The organism is Pseudomonas sp. J452, assembly GCF_024666525.1.
In the GTDB taxonomy this organism is placed as follows: Bacteria; Pseudomonadota; Gammaproteobacteria; order Pseudomonadales; family Pseudomonadaceae; genus Aquipseudomonas.
Map to the genome: position 1 here is coordinate 2,114,188 of NZ_CP088294.1, position 24,014 is coordinate 2,138,201.

Genomic DNA, 24,014 nt, shown 5'->3' on the forward strand with positions numbered 1-24,014 from the left:
GCATGACGATGAACAAAAGCCGTCTTTCATTTCTGGATCGCTACCTGACGGTCTGGATCTTTCTCGCCATGGCAATTGGCGTCAGCCTGGGCAGCCTGTTCGAAGGCCTGCCAGTCTGGCTCAACAGTCTGTCGGTAGGTTCGACCAATATCCCGATTGCCATTGGCCTGATCGTGATGATGTACCCGCCACTGGCCAAGGTCAGGTATGAAGAGCTGCCCGAGGTATTCAAGGACAAACGCATTCTCGCGCTGTCGCTGATCCAGAATTGGGTGATCGGCCCGGTACTGATGTTTGCGCTGGCAGTGATCTTCCTGCGTGATCAGCCTGAATACATGACCGGCCTGATTCTTATCGGCCTGGCGCGCTGCATCGCCATGGTACTGGTGTGGAACCAGATCGCAGGTGGCAACAACCAGTACGTCGCGGGCCTGGTCGCGTTCAACAGCATCTTCCAGATCCTGTTCTTTAGTGTGTATGCCTGGATCTTCCTCGGCCTGCTGCCTCCCTTGTTCGGCCTACAGGGCAGCGTGATCGATGTGAGCTTTGTCAGCATCGCCGAGTCCGTACTGATCTACCTTGGCATTCCGTTTCTGGCTGGTTTCCTGACGCGCAAGATCCTGATCAACCACAAAGGCGAAGAGTGGTTCAACCAGCGTTTCATCCCACGCATCAGCCCGCTGACGCTGGTGGCGCTGCTACTGACCATCGTCGCGATGTTCAGCCTCAAGGGCGACATGGTGCTGCAACTGCCGCTGGATGTACTGCGCATCGCCATCCCGCTGACCATCTACTTCGTGGTGATGTTCTTTATCAGCTTCTGGATGGGCAAGCTGCTGAAGGCAGATTACCCACGCACGACCGCGCTGGCCTTTACCGCTGCCAGCAACAACTTTGAACTCGCTATTGCTGTGGCCATTGCCACTTTCGGCCTGGCTTCGCCAGTGGCCTTTGCCACGGTGATCGGCCCGTTGGTTGAAGTGCCGGTGCTGATCGCCTTGGTCGGTGTAGCCCTTTGGCTCAAACGCCGCTGGTTTGACCCGCCTCGCGCAGCACTCGCTCAGGAGTAGACGTATGTCTGAAGAACACATCCCCAATCTCGATGCCGAACTGATCGATCTGCCCACTCTCGATAAGCTCGGCAGTCCGCTTACGGTCACGCACAAACCACGCATCCTGCTGCTTTACGGCTCGACTCGCGAACGCTCGTTCAGTCGCTTGCTGACCGAGGAAGCGGCGCGCCTGCTGGAGCACTTCGGTGCTGAGACGCGGATCTTCAATCCCTCTGGCCTGCCTTTGCCGGACGATGCTCCGGACAGCCATCCCAAGGTGCAGGAACTGCGCGAGTTGATGCAGTGGTCGGAAGGCCAAGTCTGGTGCTCGCCGGAGCGTCACGGCTCGATGACCGGAGTGTTCAAGGCGCAGATCGACTGGGTGCCGCTGGCAATGGGCGCGGTACGTCCGACCCAGGGCAAGACCCTGGCAGTGATGCAGGTCTGTGGTGGCTCGCAATCCTTCAACGTGGTCAACCAGCTGCGTGTGCTTGGCCGCTGGATGCGCATGTTCACCATCCCCAACCAGTCCTCCGTACCGAAGGCCTACCTGGAGTTCGATGAGGCTGGCCGCATGAAACCCTCGGCTTTCTATGATCGCGTAGTGGACGTGATGGAGGAGCTGGTGAAGTTCACCCTGCTGCTGCGTGAGCGCTCCGACTACCTGGTTGATCGCTATTCCGAGCGCAAGGAATCGGCACAAGAACTCTCCAAACGCGTTAATCAACGTTCCATCTGAAGGATTTTTGATCGTGCAACAACATCCGTATTCCGTGCTGACCTCCGAGCAGGTCAAGGGCCAACTGATCTTCACGCCGTGCCCTGGCACCAAAGACACCTCAGTCGCTGAGGCGCTGGACACCCTCAAGGAGGCCGGTGCTTCGGCCTTGCTGACCTTGATGCCCACTGAAGAACTGACCCAGAACGAAGTGGAGAATCTGCCCGGGCAGTGCCAGCAGCGCGGTATCGAGTGGTTCCACCTGCCGGTGGAAGACGATCAAGCACCTGGTGAGCCATTCCAGGCGGCCTGGGACGCCAATCGGGAGCGGATCAAGCAACTACTCACAGAAGGCAAGAACATCGCCATTCACTGCAAAGGCGGTTCGGGTCGTACCGGTCTGATTGCCGCGCAGCTGCTGATCGAATGCGGCGTCCCATTCCGCGATGCGGTCAGTGAAGTGCAGGCGCTGCGCCCCCGTGCGATTCAGCACCCGGCGCATATCAACTACATCAGCCAGTTCGACTAATAGGCGCAGCAACGTGATCAAGACGTTTGCATTATTTGCCATCACCGCTGTGGCCGAGATCGTGGGGTGTTATCTGCCCTATCTCTGGCTGAAACAGGGCAAGAGCATTTTGCTCTTGATCCCAGCAGCGGCCTCTCTGGCCCTGTTTGCATGGCTGCTCTCGCTTCATCCCGCAGCGGCTGGTCGGGTATATGCGGCTTACGGTGGTATCTACATTGGCGTGGCCATCATCTGGCTCTGGGTTGTCGAAGGCATCAAACCAACAACATGGGATCTGGTTGGATCGGGCGTGGCCATTCTCGGAATGGCAATCATCATGCTCGGCCCCAGAAGTTCGTCGCTCTAAAAATTTGAAGAGAACAAAAAGCATGGCCATCAAAATAGGTATCAACGGTTTCGGTCGTATTGGTCGTCTCGCCCTGCGTGCAGCCTGGAGCTGGCCAGAGTTCGAGTTCGTGCAGATCAACGACCCGGCAGGTGACGCAGCGACTCACGCCCACCTGATCAACTTCGATTCGGTGCATGGCCGCTGGAACAACGAAGCCAGCGCCGAGGGTGAGCATGTCGTGATCGGCGGCAAGCGCATCAAGGTCACCGCCAACAAGGCGATTGCTGACACCGATTGGTCGGGCTGCGATCTGGTCATTGAAGCCAGTGGCAAGATGAAGACCGTTGCGGTGCTTCAGGCCTACCTGGATCAGGGCGTGAAACGAGTGGTGGTCTGTGCGCCGGTCAAGGAGAAAGGTGCGCTGAACGTCGTCATGGGCGTCAACCAGCACCTGTTCGATCCCGCGCAGCACCGCATCGTCACCGCTGCGTCCTGTACCACCAACTGCCTGGCCCCAGTGGTCAAAGTGATCCATGAAAACCTGGGCATTCGCCACGGCTCGATCACCACGATTCACGACCTGACCAACACTCAGAGCATCCTTGACCAGCCGCACAAGGATCTGCGCCGTGCCCGTGCATCGGGTATGAGCCTGATCCCGACCACCACGGGTTCGGCCACCGCGATTGCTGAGATCTTCCCCGAGCTGCGCGGTAAGTTGAATGGGCATGCAGTGCGCGTACCGCTGGCCAACGCCTCGCTCACCGATTGCGTATTCGAGGTCGAGCGCGCCACCTCCGTGGAGGAGGTCAATGCGCTGCTTAAAGCGGCCGCCGATGGTCCACTGAAAAACATCCTCGGTTATGAAGTGCGCCCGTTGGTGTCCATCGACTACCGGACCGACCCGCGCTCCTCGATCATCGATGCGCTGTCGACCATGGTGGTCAATGACACTCAGGTGAAGATTTACGCCTGGTACGACAACGAATGGGGATACGCCAACCGCGCGGTCGAGCTGGCCAAACTGGTCGGCTTGGCCGTTTAACAGGGAGCGATCATGAAGGCGTTGTCAGCCCTTTCCCCGGAAGTGCGCCAGTACCTGCTGGTCACCGGCAATTACTGGGCCTTTACCCTCACCGATGGCGCGTTGCGCATGTTGGTGGTGCTGCACTTCCACACGCTGGGCTACACGCCGCTGCAAATCGCTGCGCTGTTCCTGTTCTACGAGATCTTCGGCGTTATCACCAACCTGGTTGGCGGCTATCTCGGTGCACGCCTGGGCCTGAATCGCACCATGAACATTGGCCTAGGCCTACAGGTGTTGGCCTTGCTGATGCTGACGGTGCCCGCCGCCTGGCTGACCATCCCTTGGGTGATGGGCGCGCAGGCAATGTCGGGTATCGCCAAAGACCTCAACAAGATGAGCGCCAAGAGTTCGATCAAGCTGTTGGTGCCTGACAACCAGCAGGGCACGCTCTACCAGTGGGTGGCGATCCTCACCGGCTCAAAGAACGCGTTGAAAGGGGTTGGCTTCTTCCTCGGCGGTGCGTTGCTGGCATTGATGGGCTTCACGGGCGCAGTGCTGGCGATGGCCGCCGTGCTGGCAGTGATCTGGATCGCCAGCCTGTGCCTGTTGAAGAAAGACCTGGGCAAGGCCAAAGCCAAACCCAAGTTCCGCGACATCCTCTCCAAGAGCCGGGCGATTAACATTCTCTCGGCGGCCCGGTTGTTCCTCTTCGGTGCTCGTGATGTGTGGTTCGTGGTGGCCTTGCCGGTATACCTGAGCACGGTGTTTGGCTGGGACTTCTGGCTGGTGGGCGGCTTCCTGGCAGCCTGGGTCATCGGCTACGGCATCGTGCAGTCGTTCGCCCCTAACATCACTGGAAAAAAACGTGGTCACGTCCCTGATGGACGAGCTGCCTTTGTTTGGGCGGCGCTGCTGGCTGGACTGCCTGCGGCGATTGCTCTCGGGCTTTCGGCGGGCTGGTCGCCTCAGGTTGTGCTGCTGGGTGGGCTGATGGTGTTTGGCGCACTGTTTGCGGTGAACTCATCGCTGCACAGCTACCTGATCGTTTCCTACGCCAAGGAAGATGGGGTGTCGCTGGACGTGGGTTTCTACTACATGTCTAACGCATTGGGCCGCTTGCTCGGCACAGTGTTGTCGGGCTGGATTTATCAGAGCTACGGACTGGAGGCTTGCTTGTGGGTATCCACGGTATTCGTCCTGTTGGCCGCTCTGATTTCTATCGCCTTACCCAGGCACTCCGAGGCGATATGAGCCCGTCAACATGACGGGCTGTACCTCATCCGGCTGTATGTGGGAAGAGGCGTCTGTGAGAGCTATCAAGCAAAGATCTCCTGAGCGGCCAGTGGTGTATACGAAGGTAGGCTGCAATTCGATTCAGGCACAATGGCCGCCGAGAAAAGCATCGATCTCGCTGGCCGTGCTTCGGGCTGTACGAGTGACGCCGATCAGTGTGGCTGAAGCTGCGCCTGTCCATTCGCCATAGCCAACAAGCCAAAGCCTCGGCTCTTGGGTCGAATGAGTGCCTGATACGTCAACACGACCCTCCGTATTGAGTACGCCCAGAGTAGACAAGTGCTCTAAGGCGGGCCTGAAACCGGTACACCAGATCACCGCGTCCACGGCAGATTCTGAACCACCAGCCCAGATCACTCCGTTGCGAGTGAAACGCTCGAAAGGGCGCACAGACTTCAGCGCACCGCGCTCGCGAGCCTCAATAACGGGCGGCACCATCACAATGTCGCCGAGCCCGCCGACTGGCTGATCAATGGTGCGGCCCTCCAGTTGAGCTTTCCAGCGCTCTGTCGCGCGCTCGAATAATACCTTTCCATCTACATCGTCCGGCAAGAACAGCGGCTCAACAGGCGTCACCCAGGTCGTGTCGGCAACCTTAGACACTTCGGCAAGAATCTGAGCACCGGAGTTACCGCCGCCGACTACCAATACTTTCTTGCCGGCGAACGGTTGGGCTTCGACATAGTGAGCGGAGTGCAGTTGCTGACCTGCGAATAGCTCTACATCCGGGTAGCTTGGGATGAAAGGATTGCCCCAAGTGCCAGTTGCACTGACTACTGCCTTCGTATCCCAATGTTCGTCGCCAGACCATACCCGTAACCCTGTCTCTATGCGTTCCACAGAGGTGACGCGAGCAGGCCGCACAATCGGGAATTGGTAGCGCTGTTCGTACTGGCTGAGGTAGTCAATTACGTGATTGCGACCGGGATAACCATCCTGAACAGGCGGCATCATCCAGCCAGGGATTGAACTCCAAGTGGCTGGCGAGAACAGACGCAGCGAGCTCCAACCATGCCGCCACGCGCCACCAGATTCCTCTTCCGCATCAAGGAGCACGAATGAGCATTTGGTTCGACGCAGAAAGTAGGCCACCGCCAAGGCAGACTGCCCACCACCTATGATGACGACATCTAGTTTTGGCGTTTGCGCGATATCCATGCTTCGGGCCTTCCATCAATGCAGAGCAGGAAGTATATCGGCACAGCTGCAAGCTCAAATGATTTGGCTCAAGAGTGGATGTAAGTCGCTCATAGTTTCGTAGATGCGTGTGGGTCGACTTTGAGCCGACTGCACCTCGCCACCAACGTCTGCTTTTGGCCGATTGCAGCCGGTGACGACGGGCAGCTACCGGCCAAAAGCGGACTGATCAAACCTTGCCTGAGGGCGCCTCCTTTGAGGCTTCGAGATATCTAGGAAAATCGGGGCGATTCAGTGCATGCCTGCTTGACTGTCTTGAGCATCTGCTCGACTCCCTGAGAATTACTTAATCGTTGCTCGACTGACTGGAGGGGGTGGTGGGCTTGGGAATGGAAAGTTCCTGGCTCACCTGCTGCAGAAACCACTCGCGCATGGTCAACCCACGCGCCTTGAGTGCGGCGTAGATCTGCTGCTTTTGGGCAGGATCAACCTCGATCACAACGCGATTGCTAGTTTTCATAGGCTTGGGCACCTGGCTTGGGTTTGTAACGTGACGTGATGTTATGTTCGAAGGGGAGGGGCTGGAAGCCCTGGCGTACATTAATTTATTTTCTCTTTCAGGAGCATCTTGAGGTCGGCCCCCGTGGCCGGCCGTTGCTTCTGCCAAGTACTGAAAATGGGGTTACCGGCCGATCATCATGGCCTTCGACTGCTCAGGGTTAAGACCCTGTTGTTGCTCCTGCCAGTTGCCTGATCAGACGAAACGTCCCCGGTATAAGCGGCGGGCTGCCAGTCCAGATGCCGACTCGCCTGGGGACCAGCCCGAATTACACCGGGACCTATGGGCTGAGTGGGCAGCTATCGCAGGAACCACAGCAAGGCTTGCCGTGCATGGAGTCCCAATATTGCCGCTCAGCCTCTTCCCAGTCCCGCAATGCGAAAGCCAGTTCGGTAGCCTGCTTTGCATGGTCATGGCAGCGTCGAATTCGTTTGGGACGGCGGCGTCCATACAGGCCGCAGAAGCAGCGCCTTTTTTGGTTGATTACCCGCTGGGGCTTTTCCCACACGCTAAACAAAGGCACTGTTCCGGAGATCACATCCAAGATAGGTCGCTCTTTGGACTTTCTGCGCTTGAGCCCTAGCTGATTTACCGCAAGATCGTTAGCGATTTTGCCGCTGATTGCGCTCGCAGCCTTCTGCGCTCGCAGTTGATGTCGAGCTGCGTCGCCGTGTGCCCACGCGGAACCATTCGGCCATCTGCGCAGAGTGCGAGCGCGCTCTTGAAGCTTTAGGTATTTGTAGATTGTCTCAAGCCAGGCACGAGCGGACGGCTCGTCTGAGACAGGAAGCGGATTGGCGCCCGCGTAAAACAGACAGAACGTACCGTCATAATTGATGTGCCGTTCCGGGCAAAAGCCTGGCAAGTGATGTGGTGTGCTTTCGCGTGCTTCTATCCATTCACCGTCTTGGCGTAAATGCAGCTTGTAGAGGAGCGTTCTCCCGTCCACCAGCCGAATCGGAAGATCAAGCGTTGCTGTCTGCGGAACGGATGTTACACAGGTACCCCCGAAATCTGGGGCGACCTGTGCAATCAGGTCGAGCGCTGTGCTCAACGGCTTCCGTCTACTTTCTGGCGGGAGTGGGGCTGCACCTGACGCTCATCTGCGCGAATGATGGCGGCGGAACCCGCGTAGGCTTCCGAGCGAGCTTGCTTCGCAGATGCGTCCCCATCATCTGCCAGGGCTTCGGTAGCTTCGTTGTAGTCCAGGTGTGATGTCTTACGACTCTTCCCAAACAGGTTCTGCACAGCTTTCGATGCTGCGTCGTAAGCTGCTTGCCCGATCGCGGTTTCCACCCCCGAACACGCGCATTGGCGTTTCTCAGACTCGATCACGCTACGCCCGATAGCGCACCTAACTCTATTACCCTTGGCGCCCAGGCGCGTGACGGCTATTGGGCCCAGATCGAAGCCAATCGCGAGGCCGAGGTCGCCGGTTTCAATACCTTCGGCGTTCAGCCGCTCAATTGCGAGATTGAAGCTGCTGCGCAGTGCACCTGCTAGCCGTGTGGCCTCGGATACTGACTTCTCTTCGTCAGTAGTATGCGCGGTGCCGTCACAGGATAGGGCTTGCACGCAGTCTCCGATGAAGCGCACCCGGCGCCCTTCGAAGTCGGAAGTCACGACCCGCTCCAGCTCGGAGCGGATGACATGCAGAGTCCGCACGACATCGTCGGTCTTCTCGTTGATGTGATCGGCCACGTAGGCTGTGAAGCCATCAATATCGGCGTAGAGGCTCACCATCTCCTGTCGCTTCGAGTTGGCCGGAGTCAGCGAGTAAATGTCCATATCACGCAGGGGTGGGGTTTGGCGGGAAAACTGGTAACCGCCAATGGGGTTCTTTTTCAGATCCTCACGCCACTCCTCGACGATCTCGTCGGACGTGACATCCAGCTTGGCCGCATCCTGACATGCCTTGATCTCTGTCGCGGTTAGGGCAGATTTTTCCGGCTCATCGCTTTCCGCAAGGCCGATGGCCTTACGAGCATTGTTGGTCAGATAGATACCCTTGGCCTTGTTATTACTGGCCAGTTTCGCAGCATGGTTCGCAGGATCGCCGAGGAACAAGGGTTCGCGGTACCCGCTGCGGCCATTGTTTACAGCAAGAGCTAGGCCGGTATCGATGCCAATTCGAACCTTTGCTGCTGGGATTTGCTCATCGTCGTCGCCCGTCTCTGCAAGCACGTCAATGATCAATTGCGCAGTCGCAACGGCGCGTTGAACACGCTTGGTCTCAGCGCCGGACTCAGTGTTGTACGGCTTAGTGAAAAGGGAATGCAGCCGCTGACTGTGGAAGTCGACTCGGCGCGCATCAACCTTGTTGAGAATTCGCTTGACTGCCCGGTAGTGCTGGTCAAGAAAGCGCAGCGTGCGCTTGTGACACTCTGTGCCCTCGACTGCAGTGATGTTCAGCATGTCCTCGAGATTCATGATGTCCGCATACATGTGGACCCCATCCACGCGGTACGCGGTACTGGTAGGAATCGATTCCAACGACATGTCGCGCACGTAATCCTTGATGGTGATTTCCTCAACATCAGCGATCTTCTGGTCTATGTGTTTTGCAGCGCGATCATGGTTCCAACTCTTGCTCATCGATCACTCCTTCGGGTGATTGGGCGCGCTGCAATGCGGTAGGCAAGCGCATGCCAAATTTGCTTGGTGACAGATATCCGTTACTTCGGTCCTAGCTTGTTGAAAATGGTGCGTAGCTGATTGCAGGCTGGAGATAGGTTGGAGGGCAGCTGGTCTTCACTTTTCGTTAGGCGATATCCGATGGTTGTCAGCCCTTTCAGATCTGACGGCAGATGGACCTCGTCACCCCTAGGCTCAAGAAGGAAGGTTCGTGCCCTGCCAAGTCGTCCAACGAACAGGCCAAGCTCGAAGATGACGTTGTCGCGCGGCGTATTCTTGGTTTCCTCGCGCATTGTGACGGAGTCGTCCGGCTGTGCGATTGCGATGGCAAAATCGCATTCGTCCAGTTGCTCTTCGAGGCTTTCAAGGGCGTACTGCGATGCGCGGAAAACGCCTTGTGTCCAGGTCTTTACGAAGAACTTGTCGTGCTCAAGGTTATTCTCGATTGCCCGGGCAATAGGGAGTGCCTCGACCGAGCAAATGATGAATACGTGGGATGACTGATGGGCAGGAAGCACCATGTCGTTTCGCTGGTGTAGTCGATCGACCAGTTGCCGAGTGACCTGTCGCCAAACCGAGGGATACGCGTCCGCAATGGACTTGAAGTCTGCCGCGCTGACCTTCAAGACAATCGAGGGCTCGGTGGCCAGTACAGTAGCAGAGCGCTTCGCTGTTGGGACCAGAGCAGCCATTTCTCCGACGTGATCGCCGCACCCTCGTGTTGCGACTTCACGATCATGGACCTTCACCTGGAAGTGCCCTGTGATGATGAAGTAAACCTCGGAGTCCTCCGCGTCCTCGGTAATGAGCACAGCATCCTTAGCGATCTCCTCCAGCGTTCCTACCTCTGCGAGGCGGCGTGCTAGATCTTGATTTCCGAGTACCAGCTTCTGCTCAAGCAGTACCTCCTCAAGAACGGCGCGGCCTGACGGCCCTTCAAAGCGATCGATCAACTTCCCAGTAGTCATGATGGTGAGCATTCCCTTGCGAAGAGGTTGCGGGGACGTTCACAGAGAAATGGGGACGTGCGTCACCCTTTCAAGGGGCGCTGAAGAAAAGATCTGGGCATGGCGGGCGCTCACGGACGCAGGTTCAAACTCTGTTTGATTGCATTCGGGAGTAGTGGGCCGAATGTTCAGTGTCAAACATTTTGTGCTGTAAGACCTGACGTGCTCTGGTACATCTGTCAAACCTTCTCTTAATTGGCGTCAGTTTTTGTCAATCAATGGGGTTGAGTTTGACGGTCAATGGGGAGTCGCCGAAATAGCATCATAGGTAGGGATTGCGGGCGATTTGGCGGTGTCAATCCAAGGAGCGTAATTTGATACCAAGCACTACTGGCCGGATGATCCGCTGATCGCCGAGCCGACCGCGCGGGCCAAACCGCGCAAATAAGGCGCGGAATCTGAGTCATTCCGTAGCCCGGATGCAATCCGGGAGCGGAGTAGCCTGCAGGGCTTCTGACGTAGGCTAAGGCATGCGCGCCAGGGGCTCTCGGCCGGCTTTGCGGCGGGCGATCCGCAACCGTTGCTCAGCGTACGTTGAGATCGGCGCCGGCAGCCTGCAGCTCGTCATAGGCGCGATCCAGGGCGTCGAGCAGGATGGCGCTGCCTTCGGCATGCCGTGACGCGACGAAACGCAGCTGCAGGCTATGCAGCACGGTGAAGGGCAGGGGCTCGGCGCCCAGGCTCTTGAGAACCTGCTCGACCGGCTGCTGGTAGTCGATGAGGAAGTCGCCGCGCTGGCGCTGGAGCATTTCCAGGGCGGCCTGGTGGGTGCTGGTGCGATGGGTGATCAGGCCCAGGCTCGGGTCATCGAGCATGTCGTTGACCGCTTTCCAGTAGCTGTAGCCGCTGATCAGGATAATGCCGCGCCCTGCCAGCTCTTCGGGAATCTTCGGTTTGGGCGTGTCCTTGCGGTGATACAGCGCCAGGTTGATTTCGCCGAAGTGGTTGCGTGCCTCCAGGGTATGACCGCGCAGTTCGGTCTTGCCGCCTGCGCCTGGCCACAGCTGCACGCTGCCATCCTGCAGGCCCGCATACAGGCGGGCGCCCGGAAACGAACGATAGACGCCACGGTAGCCGGCATGCCGCAGCAGGCGTTCGGTCAGGGTCAGCACGCTGCCGCGTGGCTGGCCATCCTCACCGGTCCAGGAATAGGGCGGGAACTCGTAGTAGCCGACGGTTACCGGGCGCAGGGTGTCGGCCGCCTGGGTCTGTGCGCAGGCGCAGCAGAAACAGGCCAGTAGGGCAGCTAGAAAAAGTCTCGACATCGTCTACTTCGCGGCTCTGCGGCCGTCTTGTTGTTATTGCGAACTGCATGTCGGTCTGAGCATGGGGGCAGCCACCGGCTTTGTCCAGCCGCTCGGTATGACTGGTCAGTCGAGCGGCAACAGCAGGCGCGCACTCACCGGCCGGTGGTCGGAAATGCGCTGCGTATCGCTGCTTCGTACCTGTGCGTCGAGGCGTACCAGGCGGGGGCTGTAGAGCAGGTAATCGACCGTGCGATCGGCTTTGCCGAGCTGCGGGTCGTTGGGCTGCTGGGTGTACCAGGCGGCTTGTTCGGCTTCCTGCGCGGTGGGAATGCTCGGGTAACGCGCTAGCAGCGGCGTCAGTTCACTCTGCGGGTGGAAGTGCTGGCGCTGGGTGGCGGCTAGCTGCTGGTATTGCGGCCCCGGTGGCAGCAGATTGAGGTCGCCGGCAAACAACCAGGGCGTGCGCTGGCTTTCCAGCTGGTCGAGCAGGCTGCCGGACATGGCGACCTGGCGGGCACCGTCGTCGCTGGCGCGGTTGGGCTCGGCCAGCTGGGTGTTGATCGCCACCAGCTCCTGGCCGTTGGCCAGCGGCAGGTAGCTGGTCAGCAGCGCATGCTGGGGCTGGAACTGGCGGCTCAGCAGGTTGCTGCGGATGCGCGGCAGTTGCAGGCGCTCGGCGCGGGCAATGCGCACGCGGCTGAGGGTGGCCAGCTGCATGCCGACGCTGCCCATGATCTGCGGGTGCGGGACGAAAGCGGCCTGCCAGTAGAAGGTCGCTGCGCTGCAGGGGTAGAGGTCGTTGAGGCGTTCCTGCAGCAGCTGCAGCTGATTCTGGTAGTCACTGGCGCGGGCGCCGTTGTGCAGTTCCTGCAGCAGCACCAGGTCCGGTTGCTCGTCGCGGATCACCCGCGCCACTTCGTCGAGGTTGTAGGCCAGGTCGGTCGCGGTCGGGCGTTGATCCTGACCGGCGGCCAGGTCATGCCAGAATACATAGCGCTTGCCGGCAAGGAACTGCACGTTCCAGGTCATCACCTTGAGCGCCTGGCCGGGTTGCAGCACAGGTGCACTGGCTGGGCAGGTCAGGCTGGCCGGCTCGCGGGCGGCCGGGTGCCAGGTCAGGCTGTAGACCAGCGCCGCGAGGATGATGGCGCTGCTCAGCAGGCCGAGCAGAAGGAGGCGCAGGGGGCGGGGCAGGGTCATCGGCCGGGCTGGACTATGCTGGAAGGACACGAGCATACCCGAGATGCGCGCCCGCAGCATGCCTGCGGCCGGCGGATCGCTAGCCGCGAGGAGGCTGTCGATGAGTGAGGTGCAGATTGCCCAGCGTGGCCCCTATGCCGTGGATGTGGTGGCCGGTAAGGATTACTTCTGGTGCCGCTGCGGGCGCAGTGGCAAACAGCCGTTCTGCGATGGATCACACCAGGGCACTGACCTGCGCCCGTTGAAGCTGCATGCCGAACGCAGCGAGACCCTGTATTTCTGTGGCTGCAAGCACAGCCAGACGCCACCCTTGTGCGATGGTTCGCACAACGATCTGTAGCGCATAAGCTGTTGCTGCTCGCCGGCTCATTGGCGCGGCGGCGGATTGCACAACCACGGGGGCTCGCATGTATCGCAAGGTATTCGCCAACAAGGTATTCGAACGCAAGGTGGTGCTGATTAGCGGTGGTTGCGCCGGCATCGGCCGCGCCCTGGCCATGCGCCTGGCCCAGGCCGGCGCTCGCCTGGTAATCCTCGATTTGCAGCAGACCGAGCTGGACAGCCTGGTGCAGCACCTGCGCGACCACCACAACTGCGAGGCCCTCGGCCTGTGCTGTGACGTGGCCGATGCGCCGGCGGTCGAGCAGGCGATAGCCCTGGCTTGCGAACGTTTTGGCGGCATCGACGTGCTGATCAACAATGCCGGCATCACTCACCGCAGCACCTTCGCCGAAACCGAGTTGGCGGTGTTCCAACGGATCATGGCGGTCAACTACTTCGGCGCCGTGCACTGCACCAAGGCCGCGCTACCCAGCCTGATCGCCCGTCGCGGGCAGATCATCGTGCTCAGCTCGCTGTCCGGCTTCGCTCCGCTGCTCTATCGCAGCGCCTACAACGCCAGCAAACATGCCCTGCACGGCCTGTTCGAGACCCTGCGTGCCGAACTCAAGGGCTCGGGGGTTAATGTGATGCTGGTGTGCCCGGGGTTTACCGCCACCGACCTGCGCAAGAATGCCCTGGTCGGCGATGGCTCGATGGCCCAGCAACCGCCCCTGGCCATCGGCAAGGTGGCGTCGGCCCAGGACGTGGCCGAAGCCATCTATCGCGGTGCGTTGCAGCGCCGGCGCCTGCTGGTGCTGTCCAACATCAACTGGCGCGCACGGCTGCTGGCGCGCTTCTTTCCGCGCCTGTTCGAGCGCGTGTTGCTGCCGCGGCTGTCCGGCTTGAAGCCGGGTTCCAGCCGCTAATAGAGGGGCGCGCCCTGTGGCAGTTGGCACTCAGTGGTTGTGCGGTTCGGTATACAGCTCGTAGACCTGTTCCATGTCCCAGTAGGCGGCTTCGATCTTGTGCCCGTCGAGGTCGCGGACGAAGCAGCCATAGTAGGGCTCGCCATAGTCCGGACGTGGCCCGGGCGGGCCGTCGGGGCTGGCGCCTGCTTCCAGGGCGGCGGCGTAGAAGGCCTGCACGGCCTCCTTGTGCGGGGCGACGAAGCCGAAGTGAGTGCCGTTGCCGACATTGGCCGGCTGGCCGTTGATCGGCGTCTGCACCCAGAACTCCGGGTATTCGCGGCCCCAGGCCACCGCACCGGGATGGGCCAGGATGCGCTTGCAACCGAGGGTGGCCAGGACCTGGTCGTAGAAGGCCACGGCCTGGTCGAAGCGGTTGGTGCCAAGCGACACATGGGACAGGATGCTGGGGTTCGGCTCGGACATGTTCATTCCTCCCTGGATAAATTCACCCGATCAGCCTAGTGGCCTGTCTGGCGAATTCAACTATTCAAGTTCGCGTGCACCAGTTAGCCGCAGCAGCCACTAGCTGCTGTGGCTTTCCTCTGCCGGTTGCGGGGTGCAGAGCATGAAGCAGCGGAACAGCACCACCGTGGAGAACAGCTGGAGGAAGCCGTTGAGGATGTCCAGCAGCAGGCTGCCCACCGCATCCGGCTGTTCGCCGAGCAGCTGCAGGGTCCAGTCGTCGAGCAGCCACAGCGGCACGATCACCAGCAGCACGCAGGCCAGCAGCGACCAGAAGTGACCGATGGTCAGCATGAAGCTCTCGCGCATGGCCTGCAGCGGCGTCAGCCCGCGCAGCACCAGCAGGTATTCGGCGAAGGCCAGCTTGACCATCACCCACAGCGCCGGCAGCACGAAGGCCTGCGCCGCCAGCATGATCAGCAGGGTGCTCAGCCCGGCCAGCACGGCGAAGCTCGGCCACTGCAGCACGCTGGCCGCCAGCAGGTTGCGCAGGCTCGGCCGGCGGCCCTGGCTGCGGGCGTCGAGAAACAGGATCAGCGCGGCGCTGTACAGCGGATAGATGGCCAAGCCGACCAGCAGCTCGTAGGTGGGCGAGTGCGCGACCGGCACCAGGCCGGCGACCACGGCGCGCAGCAGGCACTCCAGGGCAATCAGCGGCAGGCACAGCGGCGCAATGCTGTGCAGGTTGCGGCTGCAGAAGAGGAATGAATCGCGCAGGACGCTGAGTGGGTTCATGGCGGATTTCGCGGCAGTGCTTCAGCTTTTACTTTAGCCGATGGCCGGGGCGGGGGAACATGGGGCGGATGGTCGCTGGCTGACGCATAATGGCCGCCGCCTTTCCTACAGGTCCCCCCGTGAAGAAAATCGCCCTGTTCGCCGATGTGCAGAACCTCTACTACACCGTGCGCCAGGCCCATGCCTGCCACTTCAACTATGCCGCTCTGTGGGCCGAGGTCAGTGCCAGCGGGCAGATCGTCGAGGCCTACGCCTATGCCATCGACCGTGGCGACCCCAAGCAACGCCAGTTCCAGCAGATCCTGCGCAACCTGGGCTTCGAGGTGCGCCTGAAACCCTTTATCCAGCGCAGCGACGGCTCGGCCAAGGGCGACTGGGACGTGGGCATCTGCATCGATGTGCTGGACGCCGCGCCGCGGGTTGACGAAGTGGTGCTGGCCTCCGGCGACGGCGACTTCGACCTGCTGCTGGACAAACTGCGCAGCGCCCACGGGGTGAGCAGCTGCGTGTATGGCGTGCCTGGGCTGACCGCCAACTCGCTGATCCGCGCCGCCGACCGCTATGTGCCGGTTGAAGGCGCGCTATTGCTGAAAAACTAAGGACGCTGGATGCAGGACCGTATTGCCGTAATCGACTTTGAAACCACCGGCATGTCGCCGGCGCAGAATGCCCGGCCGACCGAGATCGGCGTGGCGATCATCGAGGGTGGCCGGATCGTCGAGCGCTACCAGAGCCTGATGAATGCCGGGGCCTGGATTCCGCCCTTTATCGAGCAGCTCACCGGCATCAGCAATGCCATGGTGCGCAGCGCGCCGCCGGTGGCCAAGGTGATGGGCGAGGTGGCCGATTTCGTCGGCAGCACGCCGTTGCTGGCGCATAACGCCGCCTTCGACTCGAAGTTCTGGGATGCCGAGCTGGGCCTGCTGCGCCGCCAGCGCAGCCAGCGCAGCCAGGAGTTCGCCTGCTCGCTGCTGCTGGCCCGGCGGCTGCTGCCGGAGGCGCCCAGCCACAAGTTGGGCAACCTCAACCGCTGGGCCAACCTGCCGGACACCGGCCAGGCGCACCGCGCGCTGGCCGATGCGGAAATGGCCGCCAACCTGACCCTGCTGCTGGCCAGCCGTTTGCGTGAGCGCTACGGCGTGGCCGAAGTCAGCCATGCCTATCTGTGCGGCCTGCAGAAACTCTCGGCGGCCAAGGTGCGCGCGCTGCTCAAGGCGTAGCCCGCAGGTAATCCGGTGTAGGGCATGGAGCGCGGAGTTCCCGGATTGCATCCGGGCTACATGATCCGCACGCAGCAGGTAAACTTGCGCCCTGTTCTTCCTCTTGCCGGTTACCTGCCATGACTTTCGCCGCCCTCGGCCTGATCGACCCCCTGCTGCGCGCCCTCGACAGCCTCGACTACCGCGCCCCGACGCCGGTGCAGAAGGAGGCGATCCCTGCCGTACTCAAGGGTCGCGACCTGCTCGCCGCGGCGCAGACCGGTACCGGCAAGACCGCCGGTTTTGCCCTGCCGTTATTACAAACGCTGACCATGCAAGGCGGCCAGGTGGCGAGCAACTCGGTGCGCGCCCTGGTGCTGGTGCCGACCCGCGAGCTGGCCGAGCAGGTGCACCAGAGCATCCTGCAGTACGGCCAGAACCTGCCGCTGCGCACCTATGCGGTGTACGGCGGGGTCAGCATCAACCCGCAGATGATGAAGCTGCGCAAAGGCATCGACCTGCTGGTGGCCACGCCCGGCCGGCTGCTCGACCTGTACCGGCAGAACGCGGTGAAGTTCAACCAGCTGCAGGCGCTGGTGCTGGACGAGGCCGACCGCATGCTCGACCTGGGTTTTGCCCGCGAGCTGGACGAAGTGTTCTGCGCCCTGCCGAAAAAGCGCCAGACCCTGCTGTTCTCCGCGACTTTCTCCGAGGCCATCCGGACCATGGCCAAGGAACTGCTGAACGACCCGTTGAGCGTCGAGGTCAGCCCGCGCAATGCCGCGGCGCAGAGCGTTAAGCAGTGGCTGGTGACGGTGGACAAGAAGCGCAAGAGTGAACTGTTCCTGCACCTCTACCGCAGCCAGCGCTGGGACCAGGTGCTGGTGTTCGTGAAGACGCGCAAGGGCGTCGACGAACTGGAGAAGCTGCTGCTGGCCGAAGGCATCGCCGCTGACTCGATCCACGGCGACAAGCCGCAGCCGTCGCGCTTGCGTGCCCTGCAGCGCTTCAAGGACGGCGAGGTACGGGTGCTGGCGGCCACCGACGTGGCGGCGCGGGGCCTGGATATCGACGACCTGCCGCTGGTGGTCAACCTCGACCTGCCGATCGTTGCCGAGGACTACGTGCACCGCATCGGCCGCACCGGTCGCGCCGGCGCCACCGGCCAGGCGGTGTCGCTGGTGTGCGCCGACGAGGTGCAGCTGCTCTCGGCCATCGAAGTGCTGATCCGCCAGACCTTGCGCCGTGTCGACGAGCCCGGCTTCGAGCCGGATCACCGGGTGCCGCAGACCGACGCCAGCGGCCAGGTGCTGAAGAAACCGAAAAAGCCGAAGAAGCCCAAGGTGGTCGGCGGCAAGGCCGGCCTGGGCAAGTGGTTGGAGAGCGAAGAGCCGGCAGCTCCCGTGGTCAAGGCGGTGCGCAAGGCACCGAGCTTCGGCGGCAAGGCGAAGAAGAAACCCTGATCGTTCCCGCGTAGGGGCACCGTCGCGCGGGGGCTACGGGCCCTAGTGACCGAGCTTGTGCATGGCCGCATCGGTCATGTCGTAGAGCATCACGCAGACATGCTCGATCTCGCCCATGGCGGCCAGCGGCAGGATGGTGACGTTCTGGTACATGAAGTCGGCCTGCCCGGTGATCGGCTGGTAGCTCTTGAAGTGCAGCAGGTAGGGGCGCTGCTCCCACAGGCTGAAGGCGCGGGTGCCCAGTTGCACCACGGTTTCCACCTTGCGCCGGAACCAGGCTTCGTCGACTTCGGCGAACAGCTCGAACAGGCAGTGCCCCTGCACCTCGTCGGAGCCCAGGCCGGAATGGTTCTCCATGAAGCTGTTCCACACCTCGATGCGATAGCTGCGATCCAGCACGATCACCCCGACATCCAGGCATTGCACGATATCGAGCAGCCAGTGCAGCTCCTTGATGTCGATCTGCGCGGGCATCGGGGTTACTCCATCAGGTACTGGATTTTATGGGTCAGGCGCGCCAGCGAGTCTTCGGTGAACAGCAGCAGCAGGTCGAAATGCACGGCGTGGCCTTCCAGGCTGTAGCTGATTTCCACGGCCAGGGTCTGCTTCCAGCGCTGCTGGTTGAGGCTGATCAGTTGTTCGATGGAGGCGTGCTGGCCAAGCAGTTGCGGGTGGCCCTGGGAGAAGCGCACGTCGATCTGTTCGGCGATTCCGGACAGGCAGGCACCGATCAGGATGCTCGACAGGTCGAGCAGCATCTCCGAGGTTTCCGTGTCGTTCTGTGGCTGCCAACCGAGCAGGCGGGCGATGTCGCCGGTCTCCGAATCATGGAACAGCAACAGTGCCTCGCCGGCGATCGCATCGCCGATGAAGCCCTGGCACACCGCACTCAGGCGCTGGCCGCTCTGCGCGTCGAGCAGGGCCATGTGCAGTTCACTGACCTCGAAGATGTTGACGTTGGGGATCGGCAGGCGCACGAAGACCTTCAGCACCTTGGCCAGCAGGGCCGCAGCACGGCCCATGGCGACGTTGCTGACCTCGCGCAGGGCATCGCGGAAGTTGATCTTGAGCGCCAGCTCGGCGCGCGGCTGGGGTGGCTCATGGATCGCCGGCGGATGGTACAGGCCCAGGCGCATCAGCGTGGCGCGCAGTTCCTCGGGCTCTGCCGGCTTCTTGATGAAACCCAGTGCGCCCAACTCCTGCACGCGGCGCAGGGCTTCTTCCTGGACATCGCCGGAGACCACCACCACCTTGCACTGCAGGCCTTCGGCGCGTAGCTGGGCGAGTACCTGATAGCCGTCCATGACTGGCATGGTCAGGTCGAGCAGTACCACCTGGCCGAGGCCCTGGCGGATGGCCGCGAGGCCTTCTTCACCCTGGGTGGCCTGGGTGATGCTCACCGGCCAGTCGGCCGGCAGGGCGCGAATCAGCTGCTTGCGCGCCATGGCGGAGTCGTCGCAGATCAGAAGCGGAATCACTGGGCGATACCACGCTGAAGATTCGAGGGGGATTATCGCCCAGCATAGCCGCTGGGCGGCCATTAGGGCCTGTTCCCGCTCCGTCGCGGCCGTGAACGAAACGGCAACAGGCCCTAGCTCGGCGTATCCGAGAGGTTGAAGGCGTAGGTGTTGCGGCCGGCATTCTTCGCCGCATACATGGCGCGGTCGGCCTGCTGCACCAGGGCCTCGATGTCGTCGCCGTCACGCGGGAACAGGCTGACCCCCATGCTGGCCTGCACCTTCACTTCGTGGCCATCGATCAGCATGGACAGCTGGAAGCGGTCATGCAGCTTCTCGAGGATGGTGACGATGTGCTGCGGGTCTTCCACCACTTCGAAGAGGATGACGAACTCGTCGCCGCCCAGGCGTGCCACCGTGTCGCTTTCACGGGTGGCCGAGCGCAGCAGGTTGGCCACCGCCTGCAGCACGTGGTCGCCGAGGCTGTGGCCGAGGTTGTCGTTGAGCTGCTTGAAGTGGTCAAGGTCGACGAACAGCACGGCCAGCTGTTTGCCACTGCGCCGCGAGTTGGCCAGGGCATGTTCGAGGCGCTCGAAGAACACCCGGCGGTTGGGCAGGCCGGTCAGCGGATCATGCCGGGCCAGGTGTTCGAGGGCGCTGCGGCTCTCGGTCAGCTCCTGCAGGTGGGTGAGGATTTCTTCCTGCATCTCGCGGAAGCTGCGTGCCAGCACGCCCAGTTCATCGCGTCGTGACGGCAGGTCACTGACGCGCCTCTCGCGGGAGAACTGTTGCACGGCCTGGGTCATGCTCTTCAGCGGACGGGTCAGCGCCCGCGAAGCGATAAAGGCAGTGAACAGGGCCAGCAGGCTGAACAGCAGGACGACCTGGGCGATACGCAGGCCCAGGCGTGAAGCCTCGGCCAGTACATAACTCTGTGGTTGGGCCAGGCCGAGAATGACGAAGCGTTCCTTGGTCTGCACATTGGCGCGGACACGGACGAAGGCGGCCACTTGGCGGTCCTGCTGCGCCTGTTCAACGCTGCGCGCGACCAGATTTTCGCGCGTTTCGCCGCTAATCAGCTGGCTGGCGTCCGGGAACTCATCCTGCAGGAACAGGCGGCGGCCCTGGTCGAAGCCGAAGGTACGGCGTTTGTCCGGGTGAATCAGCAGGTCGCCCCAGCGGTTGCTCAGGTACACCTTGTACTGCTCGGGCAGGTCACTTTGCAGCTGGCTGAACAGGCGGTCGAGGTCGATGTTGATGACGATCAGGGCGAACACCTTGCCGCTGCTGTCGGCCACCGGGGTGGAAACATGCAGCGTTGGCTGACCCTGTCCGGAGTGGGCGCCCCGCTCGTGGTTGATCACGATCGGTGACAGGCGCACCTCGCCGGGTTGCAGGCGCAGGGCATCGAAGACGTAGGGGTAGTGGCCTTTTTCCTGCAGATCGGCGCCTCTGACCGCAATCAGTTGTTCGCCGTCACGATCCACCCGGACCTGCTCGAGGCCGTGGCCGGACGCGCTGATCAGGCGGATCTGTACATACTCGGGGTGCACCTGGAGCATGGCGCGAAACAGTTGTGCCAGTTCGGCTTCGACATCCTCGCGCAGCATCTGGTCGGTGCTGCTGGGCAGCTGCAGCGCCTGCGGTGCGCCAGCCAGCAGGCGGGTGTCGCGGGCAATGCTTTCGAGGCTGCTACCCAGGTTGCGCCCGAGCACCTGGGCGGCGGTCAGCAGGTCACGTTCGGCGGCCTTGAGCAACATGCTGCGGCTGCTGCTGTAGGAGTAGTAGCCGGTCAGGCCGGTCACCAGGATGCCGAACAGCGCCAGCAGGCAGCCCAGCTTGAAGGCGATCCCGTATTTCATGGCGTCTCCTGCAATGGCGGGCGTTCGCCAGAGAGGATGCGTTCCCAGAGGGCGGCCCGGCGGGCGTCGTCCTCGACCGGGCGCAGCCAGATCAGTTGCCCCGGCTTCTCTGTGCCCTGGGCTTCCTCCAGGGTGTTGGACAGCCCCTGGCGTTCGGTCAGCGCCCGGCTGACGTGGGCTTCCAGGCTGAAGTTGATCCAGGCTTCGGCCAGTGCCACATCCTGCGCGCCGCGGCTGATTGCCCAGCAGTCGAGCCAGGCCAGGGCGCCCTCACGGGGAATCGCATAGCCGACATCGGCGCCGGCGTCCTGCAGTTGCTTGAGTTGCTGGCGGCCGTAGTTGGCGAACAGCAGGGCAACGGAGTGCTCGCGGAACAGGTCGGCGGCTTCTTCCGGCAGGGAGTAGAAGGTCAGCACGTTGCGACGCAGGGCGATCAGCTGCTCGGTGACCTGCGGGAAGTCGTTGCTGGCAATGCGGAAAGGGTCACGCCCGCGGGCCTGGCTGGCCAGTGAGAAGTTGTGGCTGCTGCCGTTGAAGGCCAGCACCTTGCCGCGGTATTGCGGGTCCCACATGCTGGTGATCGATTGCGGTGGCGTACTGAACTGCTGGCGATCGTAGATCAGGCCCATATCCGAGTAGGTGTAGGGAATCGCGTAGACCTTGCCGGCGGCCATGATCCCAGGAATCTTCTGATAGTCACGAAAACGCCAGAGCTGGCGGGTGGTATTGGCAATGCGCTCCGGTTTCAGCGGCTGGAGCAGTTGCTGGCCGATGTAATAGTCGATTTCCGCGGTGTTGGCGGCGATCAGGTCGTAGTTGCCGCCCTGGTTTTCCGCCAGCTTCTTGCGCAGCACGTCGTCGCTGCCGACCAGGGTGACTTCAACTTGCACCTTGTGCCGTGCTTCGAACTCCGCCACCAGGTCGGCATCGGCATAGCCCGGCCAGACGAGCAGGCGCAACGTCTGGCTGCCGGCCTGGCTCAATGCAGGCGCCAGCGTGGCGAGGAGGAGTAGCGGGAGCAGGCGTAGGTACGTCATGGACGGGGCCAAAACCGAGGGAGCTTCTGCAGTGTATACGATGGCAATCTGCCTTGCGCGCCCCTGTAAATGGCCTTTTTCAGCATCCAGATAGGCTCTGGCGGGTAATCCCGGCGAGGCGTGCTAGCGTTTTGCGGGTCACTCACTTTTTGCAGGTAAGCCAGCATGGAAGAAAACGCACTGATCAGCGCCGGTACCGCCAAGGCCAACCAGTTGATGGAGCTGGTAGCTCAGTATGGCGCCGCCTTTGGCGTGAAGATTCTCGCGGCCATCGCCTTCTGGGTCATCGGCCGCTGGTTGATCGGCTTTGCCGTCGGCCTGGTGCAGAAGGCCCTGGGCAAGCAGTCGGTGGACCCGACCGTACTGCGCTACGTCGGCTCCTTTATCACCGTGACCCTGAATATCATCCTGGTGATCGGCATCCTCGGCTATTTCGGTGTGCAGACCACCACCTTCGCCGCGCTGATCGCCGCCGTGGGCCTGGCTATCGGCATGGCCTGGTCGGGGCTGCTGGCCAACCTGGCGGCGGGCGGCTTCATCATCGTCCTGCGTCCGTTCAAGGTCGGCGACTTCATCTCGGCGGGCGGGGTGACCGGTACGGTGATGGAAATCGGCCTGTTCGCCACCGCGATCAATACCCCGGACAACGTGCTGACCCTGGTCGGCAACAACAAGATCTTCGCCGACAACATCCAGAACTACTCGCACAACGCCTTTCGCCGGGTCGATCTGCAGGCCCAGCTGTCTGGCGCGGCAGACTGGAAGGCGGCGGCGGCCCTGCTCAAGCAGCGCATCGCCGCCATCGACAACGTGCTGGCCACGCCGGCGGTGGATGTGGAAATCCTCGAGTTCAACCTGGTCGGCCCGGTGCTGGCGGTACGTCCGTATTGCCATACCGATCACTACTGGCAGGTCTACTTCGACACCAACAAGGTGCTCAAGGATGCCCTCGGTGAAGCCGGCTTCCCGGCGCCGATGCCGGCGCAGATGGTGATCGTGCAGCAGTCGGCGAATACCTGAGTGGGGTTGCGCCGCCAGCTGCGCTGCGGCTGGCGGGCTTGTCAGTCGGGCGTGCTGGCGGCCCACTTGGGGGCCGCATCCGGTTGCCAGGCTGCCAGCTGGTCGAGCAGCTCGCCGGCCGATTCGCTGCGCTGCAGCATGTCGCGGTGCGGGGGGCGGACGAAGCCTTCGCTGACCAGATGATCGAGGAAGCCGCTGAGCTGCTGGTAGAAACCGTTCACGTCGAGCAGGCCGAGCGGTTTGCCGTGGTAGCCGAGTTGGCCCCAGGTCCACACTTCGAACAGTTCTTCCAGGGTGCCGAGGCCGCCGGGCAGGGCGATGAAGGCGTCGGCCAGCTCGGCCATGCGCGCCTTGCGTGCATGCATGCCGTCCACTACTTCCAGGCGGGTCAGGCCCTTGTGGCCGATTTCCGAGCGCTCCAGGCTCTGCGGGATGATGCCGATCACCTGGCCACCGGCGGCCATCACCGCATCGGCGACCACGCCCATCAGGCCCACGGCGCCACCACCGTAGATCAGGGTCAGGCCGCGTTCGGCGAGGGTGCGTCCGAGTAGGCTTGCTGCTTCGCGGTAGAGCGGGTTATGGCCGGTGCTGGCACCGCAGAATACGCAGACGGATTTGAGGCTCATGCCGAACTCCCTGTGGGCAAAGGCGCACAGGGTAGACCGTAGCTGCGTCTGGCTTCAATGCGTGCAGCGTTCTTCCGGGCAGCTGCCACAGGCGCCAGCGGCATAGGCGGCAAGCAGGTTGTGCAGCAAA

Annotated in this window: 26 protein-coding genes; 12 read left to right on the forward strand and 14 right to left on the reverse strand. The window is 61.9% G+C overall.

Annotation, left to right across the window (positions count from 1 at the left end):
- Positions 1-8 precede the first annotated feature (8 nt).
- Genes arsB through arsJ form a run of 6 tightly spaced genes read left to right on the forward strand, consistent with a single transcriptional unit; the run spans position 9 to position 4,905 of the window.
- Positions 9-1,070 (forward strand): ACR3 family arsenite efflux transporter, encoded by a 1,062-nt coding sequence (arsB, locus tag LRS11_RS09510; RefSeq protein ID WP_260496573.1) that lies wholly within the window; start codon positions 9-11, stop codon positions 1,068-1,070.
- Between the two features lie 4 nt (positions 1,071-1,074).
- Positions 1,075-1,791 carry an arsenical resistance protein ArsH gene (gene arsH / locus LRS11_RS09515; RefSeq protein ID WP_260496574.1) on the forward strand — a complete coding sequence of 239 codons (717 nt, stop codon included), beginning with the start codon at positions 1,075-1,077 and terminating at the stop codon, positions 1,789-1,791.
- A 13-nt stretch (positions 1,792-1,804) separates the two neighbouring features.
- Positions 1,805-2,299: a cyclin-dependent kinase inhibitor 3 family protein gene (locus tag LRS11_RS09520; RefSeq protein ID WP_260496575.1), complete on the forward strand. Its 495-nt coding sequence runs from the start codon at positions 1,805-1,807 to the stop codon at positions 2,297-2,299.
- Between the two features lie 13 nt (positions 2,300-2,312).
- Complete coding sequence (locus tag LRS11_RS09525) at positions 2,313-2,645, forward strand: YnfA family protein (protein WP_260496576.1); 333 nt, start codon at positions 2,313-2,315, stop codon at positions 2,643-2,645.
- Between the two features lie 22 nt (positions 2,646-2,667).
- Positions 2,668-3,672, forward strand: coding sequence for an ArsJ-associated glyceraldehyde-3-phosphate dehydrogenase (locus tag LRS11_RS09530; RefSeq protein WP_260496577.1), 1,005 nt, complete (start codon positions 2,668-2,670; stop codon positions 3,670-3,672).
- Between the two features lie 12 nt (positions 3,673-3,684).
- Complete coding sequence (gene arsJ / locus LRS11_RS09535; RefSeq protein ID WP_260496578.1) at positions 3,685-4,905, forward strand: organoarsenical effux MFS transporter ArsJ; 1,221 nt, start codon at positions 3,685-3,687, stop codon at positions 4,903-4,905.
- Between the two features lie 123 nt (positions 4,906-5,028).
- Here the strand turns inward: arsJ and LRS11_RS09540 are convergent, their stop codons facing one another.
- The 7 genes from LRS11_RS09540 to LRS11_RS09570 form a co-directional block, all read right to left on the reverse strand.
- Positions 5,029-6,105 carry an ArsO family NAD(P)H-dependent flavin-containing monooxygenase gene (locus LRS11_RS09540; RefSeq protein ID WP_260496579.1) on the reverse strand — a complete coding sequence of 359 codons (1,077 nt, stop codon included), beginning with the start codon at positions 6,103-6,105 and terminating at the stop codon, positions 5,029-5,031.
- Positions 6,106-6,430: 325 nt separating this feature from the next.
- Positions 6,431-6,604 (reverse strand): hypothetical protein, encoded by a 174-nt coding sequence (locus tag LRS11_RS09545; protein WP_162954805.1) that lies wholly within the window; start codon positions 6,602-6,604, stop codon positions 6,431-6,433.
- Between the two features lie 319 nt (positions 6,605-6,923).
- Positions 6,924-7,697, reverse strand: coding sequence for an E2 domain-associated cysteine-rich protein (locus tag LRS11_RS09550; RefSeq protein ID WP_260496580.1), 774 nt, complete (start codon positions 7,695-7,697; stop codon positions 6,924-6,926).
- A complete protein-coding gene (gene pycC / locus LRS11_RS09555; RefSeq protein WP_260496581.1) occupies positions 7,694-9,238 on the reverse strand; it encodes a Pycsar phage resistance system uridylate cyclase PycC in 1,545 nt (514 codons plus the stop codon). The genes LRS11_RS09550 and pycC overlap by 4 nt, the downstream gene beginning before the upstream one ends.
- Positions 9,239-9,318: 80 nt before the next feature.
- Positions 9,319-10,245: a Pycsar phage resistance system effector protein PycTIR gene (gene pycTIR / locus LRS11_RS09560; protein WP_312027005.1), complete on the reverse strand. Its 927-nt coding sequence runs from the start codon at positions 10,243-10,245 to the stop codon at positions 9,319-9,321.
- Positions 10,246-10,808: 563 nt separating this feature from the next.
- The gene (locus LRS11_RS09565; protein WP_260496583.1) at positions 10,809-11,549 is read right to left on the reverse strand and encodes a substrate-binding periplasmic protein; all 741 of its coding nucleotides are present in this window, start codon (positions 11,547-11,549) and stop codon (positions 10,809-10,811) included.
- A gap of 105 nt (positions 11,550-11,654) precedes the next feature.
- Positions 11,655-12,731: an endonuclease/exonuclease/phosphatase family protein gene (locus tag LRS11_RS09570; protein ID WP_260496584.1), complete on the reverse strand. Its 1,077-nt coding sequence runs from the start codon at positions 12,729-12,731 to the stop codon at positions 11,655-11,657.
- Between the two features lie 100 nt (positions 12,732-12,831).
- Between LRS11_RS09570 and LRS11_RS09575 the strand changes: the two genes are divergently transcribed.
- The gene (locus tag LRS11_RS09575) at positions 12,832-13,071 is read left to right on the forward strand and encodes a CDGSH iron-sulfur domain-containing protein (RefSeq protein ID WP_260496585.1); all 240 of its coding nucleotides are present in this window, start codon (positions 12,832-12,834) and stop codon (positions 13,069-13,071) included.
- Positions 13,072-13,138: 67 nt separating this feature from the next.
- Complete coding sequence (locus tag LRS11_RS09580; RefSeq protein WP_260496586.1) at positions 13,139-13,978, forward strand: SDR family oxidoreductase; 840 nt, start codon at positions 13,139-13,141, stop codon at positions 13,976-13,978.
- 30 nt (positions 13,979-14,008) lie between these two features.
- On the opposite strand, the gene LRS11_RS09585 is transcribed toward LRS11_RS09580, so the two are convergent.
- Both LRS11_RS09585 and LRS11_RS09590 read right to left on the reverse strand, forming a co-directional pair.
- Positions 14,009-14,443 carry a VOC family protein gene (locus LRS11_RS09585; protein ID WP_260496587.1) on the reverse strand — a complete coding sequence of 145 codons (435 nt, stop codon included), beginning with the start codon at positions 14,441-14,443 and terminating at the stop codon, positions 14,009-14,011.
- 99 nt (positions 14,444-14,542) lie between these two features.
- Entirely contained in the window at positions 14,543-15,217 is a 675-nt protein-coding gene (locus LRS11_RS09590) for a YciC family protein (protein WP_260496588.1), read from the reverse strand.
- A gap of 89 nt (positions 15,218-15,306) precedes the next feature.
- Here LRS11_RS09590 and LRS11_RS09595 point away from each other — a divergent pair, with 89 nt between their 5' ends.
- The 3 genes from LRS11_RS09595 (at position 15,307) to LRS11_RS09605 (ending at position 17,879) form a co-directional block, all read left to right on the forward strand.
- A complete protein-coding gene (locus LRS11_RS09595; RefSeq protein ID WP_260496589.1) occupies positions 15,307-15,816 on the forward strand; it encodes an NYN domain-containing protein in 510 nt (169 codons plus the stop codon).
- A gap of 9 nt (positions 15,817-15,825) precedes the next feature.
- Entirely contained in the window at positions 15,826-16,437 is a 612-nt protein-coding gene (locus LRS11_RS09600) for a PolC-type DNA polymerase III (protein WP_260496590.1), read from the forward strand.
- Between the two features lie 119 nt (positions 16,438-16,556).
- Entirely contained in the window at positions 16,557-17,879 is a 1,323-nt protein-coding gene (locus tag LRS11_RS09605; protein ID WP_260496591.1) for a DEAD/DEAH box helicase, read from the forward strand.
- 42 nt (positions 17,880-17,921) lie between these two features.
- Here LRS11_RS09605 and LRS11_RS09610 read toward each other — a convergent pair whose 3' ends face one another.
- The 4 genes from LRS11_RS09610 to LRS11_RS09625 all read right to left on the reverse strand — a co-directional run bounded on the left by LRS11_RS09610 (position 17,922) and on the right by LRS11_RS09625 (position 22,235).
- The gene (locus tag LRS11_RS09610; RefSeq protein WP_260496592.1) at positions 17,922-18,353 is read right to left on the reverse strand and encodes a PAS domain-containing protein; all 432 of its coding nucleotides are present in this window, start codon (positions 18,351-18,353) and stop codon (positions 17,922-17,924) included.
- A 5-nt stretch (positions 18,354-18,358) separates the two neighbouring features.
- Positions 18,359-19,357, reverse strand: coding sequence for a response regulator (locus LRS11_RS09615; protein ID WP_260496593.1), 999 nt, complete (start codon positions 19,355-19,357; stop codon positions 18,359-18,361).
- A gap of 113 nt (positions 19,358-19,470) precedes the next feature.
- Entirely contained in the window at positions 19,471-21,198 is a 1,728-nt protein-coding gene (locus tag LRS11_RS09620; RefSeq protein ID WP_260496594.1) for a diguanylate cyclase domain-containing protein, read from the reverse strand.
- Positions 21,195-22,235: an extracellular solute-binding protein gene (locus LRS11_RS09625; protein ID WP_260496595.1), complete on the reverse strand. Its 1,041-nt coding sequence runs from the start codon at positions 22,233-22,235 to the stop codon at positions 21,195-21,197. The genes LRS11_RS09620 and LRS11_RS09625 overlap by 4 nt, the downstream gene beginning before the upstream one ends.
- Before the next feature lie 165 nt (positions 22,236-22,400).
- On the opposite strand from LRS11_RS09625, the gene LRS11_RS09630 reads away from it, so the two are divergent.
- Positions 22,401-23,255 (forward strand): mechanosensitive ion channel family protein, encoded by an 855-nt coding sequence (locus LRS11_RS09630; protein ID WP_260496596.1) that lies wholly within the window; start codon positions 22,401-22,403, stop codon positions 23,253-23,255.
- A gap of 41 nt (positions 23,256-23,296) precedes the next feature.
- On the opposite strand, the gene LRS11_RS09635 is transcribed toward LRS11_RS09630, so the two are convergent.
- A complete protein-coding gene (locus LRS11_RS09635; RefSeq protein WP_260496597.1) occupies positions 23,297-23,884 on the reverse strand; it encodes a TIGR00730 family Rossman fold protein in 588 nt (195 codons plus the stop codon).
- Positions 23,885-24,014: the final 130 nt, after the last annotated feature.

Coding starts and splice junctions, on each gene's coding strand:
- LRS11_RS09635 (WP_260496597.1), bottom strand. CDS start 23,884: ATGAGCCTCAAATCCGTCTGCGTATTCTGCGGTGCCAGCACCGGCCAT.
- LRS11_RS09595 (WP_260496589.1), top strand. CDS start 15,307: ATGGCCGCCGCCTTTCCTACAGGTCCCCCCGTGAAGAAAATCGCCCTG.
- LRS11_RS09600 (WP_260496590.1), top strand. CDS start 15,826: ATGCAGGACCGTATTGCCGTAATCGACTTTGAAACCACCGGCATGTCG.
- LRS11_RS09575 (WP_260496585.1), top strand. CDS start 12,832: ATGAGTGAGGTGCAGATTGCCCAGCGTGGCCCCTATGCCGTGGATGTG.
- arsH (WP_260496574.1), top strand. CDS start 1,075: ATGTCTGAAGAACACATCCCCAATCTCGATGCCGAACTGATCGATCTG.
- LRS11_RS09585 (WP_260496587.1), bottom strand. CDS start 14,443: ATGTCCGAGCCGAACCCCAGCATCCTGTCCCATGTGTCGCTTGGCACC.
- pycC (WP_260496581.1), bottom strand. CDS start 9,238: ATGAGCAAGAGTTGGAACCATGATCGCGCTGCAAAACACATAGACCAG.
- arsJ (WP_260496578.1), top strand. CDS start 3,685: ATGAAGGCGTTGTCAGCCCTTTCCCCGGAAGTGCGCCAGTACCTGCTG.
- pycTIR (WP_312027005.1), bottom strand. CDS start 10,245: ATGACTACTGGGAAGTTGATCGATCGCTTTGAAGGGCCGTCAGGCCGC.
- LRS11_RS09620 (WP_260496594.1), bottom strand. CDS start 21,198: ATGAAATACGGGATCGCCTTCAAGCTGGGCTGCCTGCTGGCGCTGTTC.
- LRS11_RS09605 (WP_260496591.1), top strand. CDS start 16,557: ATGACTTTCGCCGCCCTCGGCCTGATCGACCCCCTGCTGCGCGCCCTC.
- LRS11_RS09580 (WP_260496586.1), top strand. CDS start 13,139: ATGTATCGCAAGGTATTCGCCAACAAGGTATTCGAACGCAAGGTGGTG.
- LRS11_RS09590 (WP_260496588.1), bottom strand. CDS start 15,217: ATGAACCCACTCAGCGTCCTGCGCGATTCATTCCTCTTCTGCAGCCGC.
- LRS11_RS09630 (WP_260496596.1), top strand. CDS start 22,401: ATGGAAGAAAACGCACTGATCAGCGCCGGTACCGCCAAGGCCAACCAG.
- LRS11_RS09540 (WP_260496579.1), bottom strand. CDS start 6,105: ATGGATATCGCGCAAACGCCAAAACTAGATGTCGTCATCATAGGTGGT.
- LRS11_RS09545 (WP_162954805.1), bottom strand. CDS start 6,604: ATGAAAACTAGCAATCGCGTTGTGATCGAGGTTGATCCTGCCCAAAAG.
- LRS11_RS09610 (WP_260496592.1), bottom strand. CDS start 18,353: ATGCCCGCGCAGATCGACATCAAGGAGCTGCACTGGCTGCTCGATATC.
- arsB (WP_260496573.1), top strand. CDS start 9: ATGAACAAAAGCCGTCTTTCATTTCTGGATCGCTACCTGACGGTCTGG.
- LRS11_RS09530 (WP_260496577.1), top strand. CDS start 2,668: ATGGCCATCAAAATAGGTATCAACGGTTTCGGTCGTATTGGTCGTCTC.
- LRS11_RS09570 (WP_260496584.1), bottom strand. CDS start 12,731: ATGACCCTGCCCCGCCCCCTGCGCCTCCTTCTGCTCGGCCTGCTGAGC.
- LRS11_RS09625 (WP_260496595.1), bottom strand. CDS start 22,235: ATGACGTACCTACGCCTGCTCCCGCTACTCCTCCTCGCCACGCTGGCG.
- LRS11_RS09565 (WP_260496583.1), bottom strand. CDS start 11,549: ATGTCGAGACTTTTTCTAGCTGCCCTACTGGCCTGTTTCTGCTGCGCC.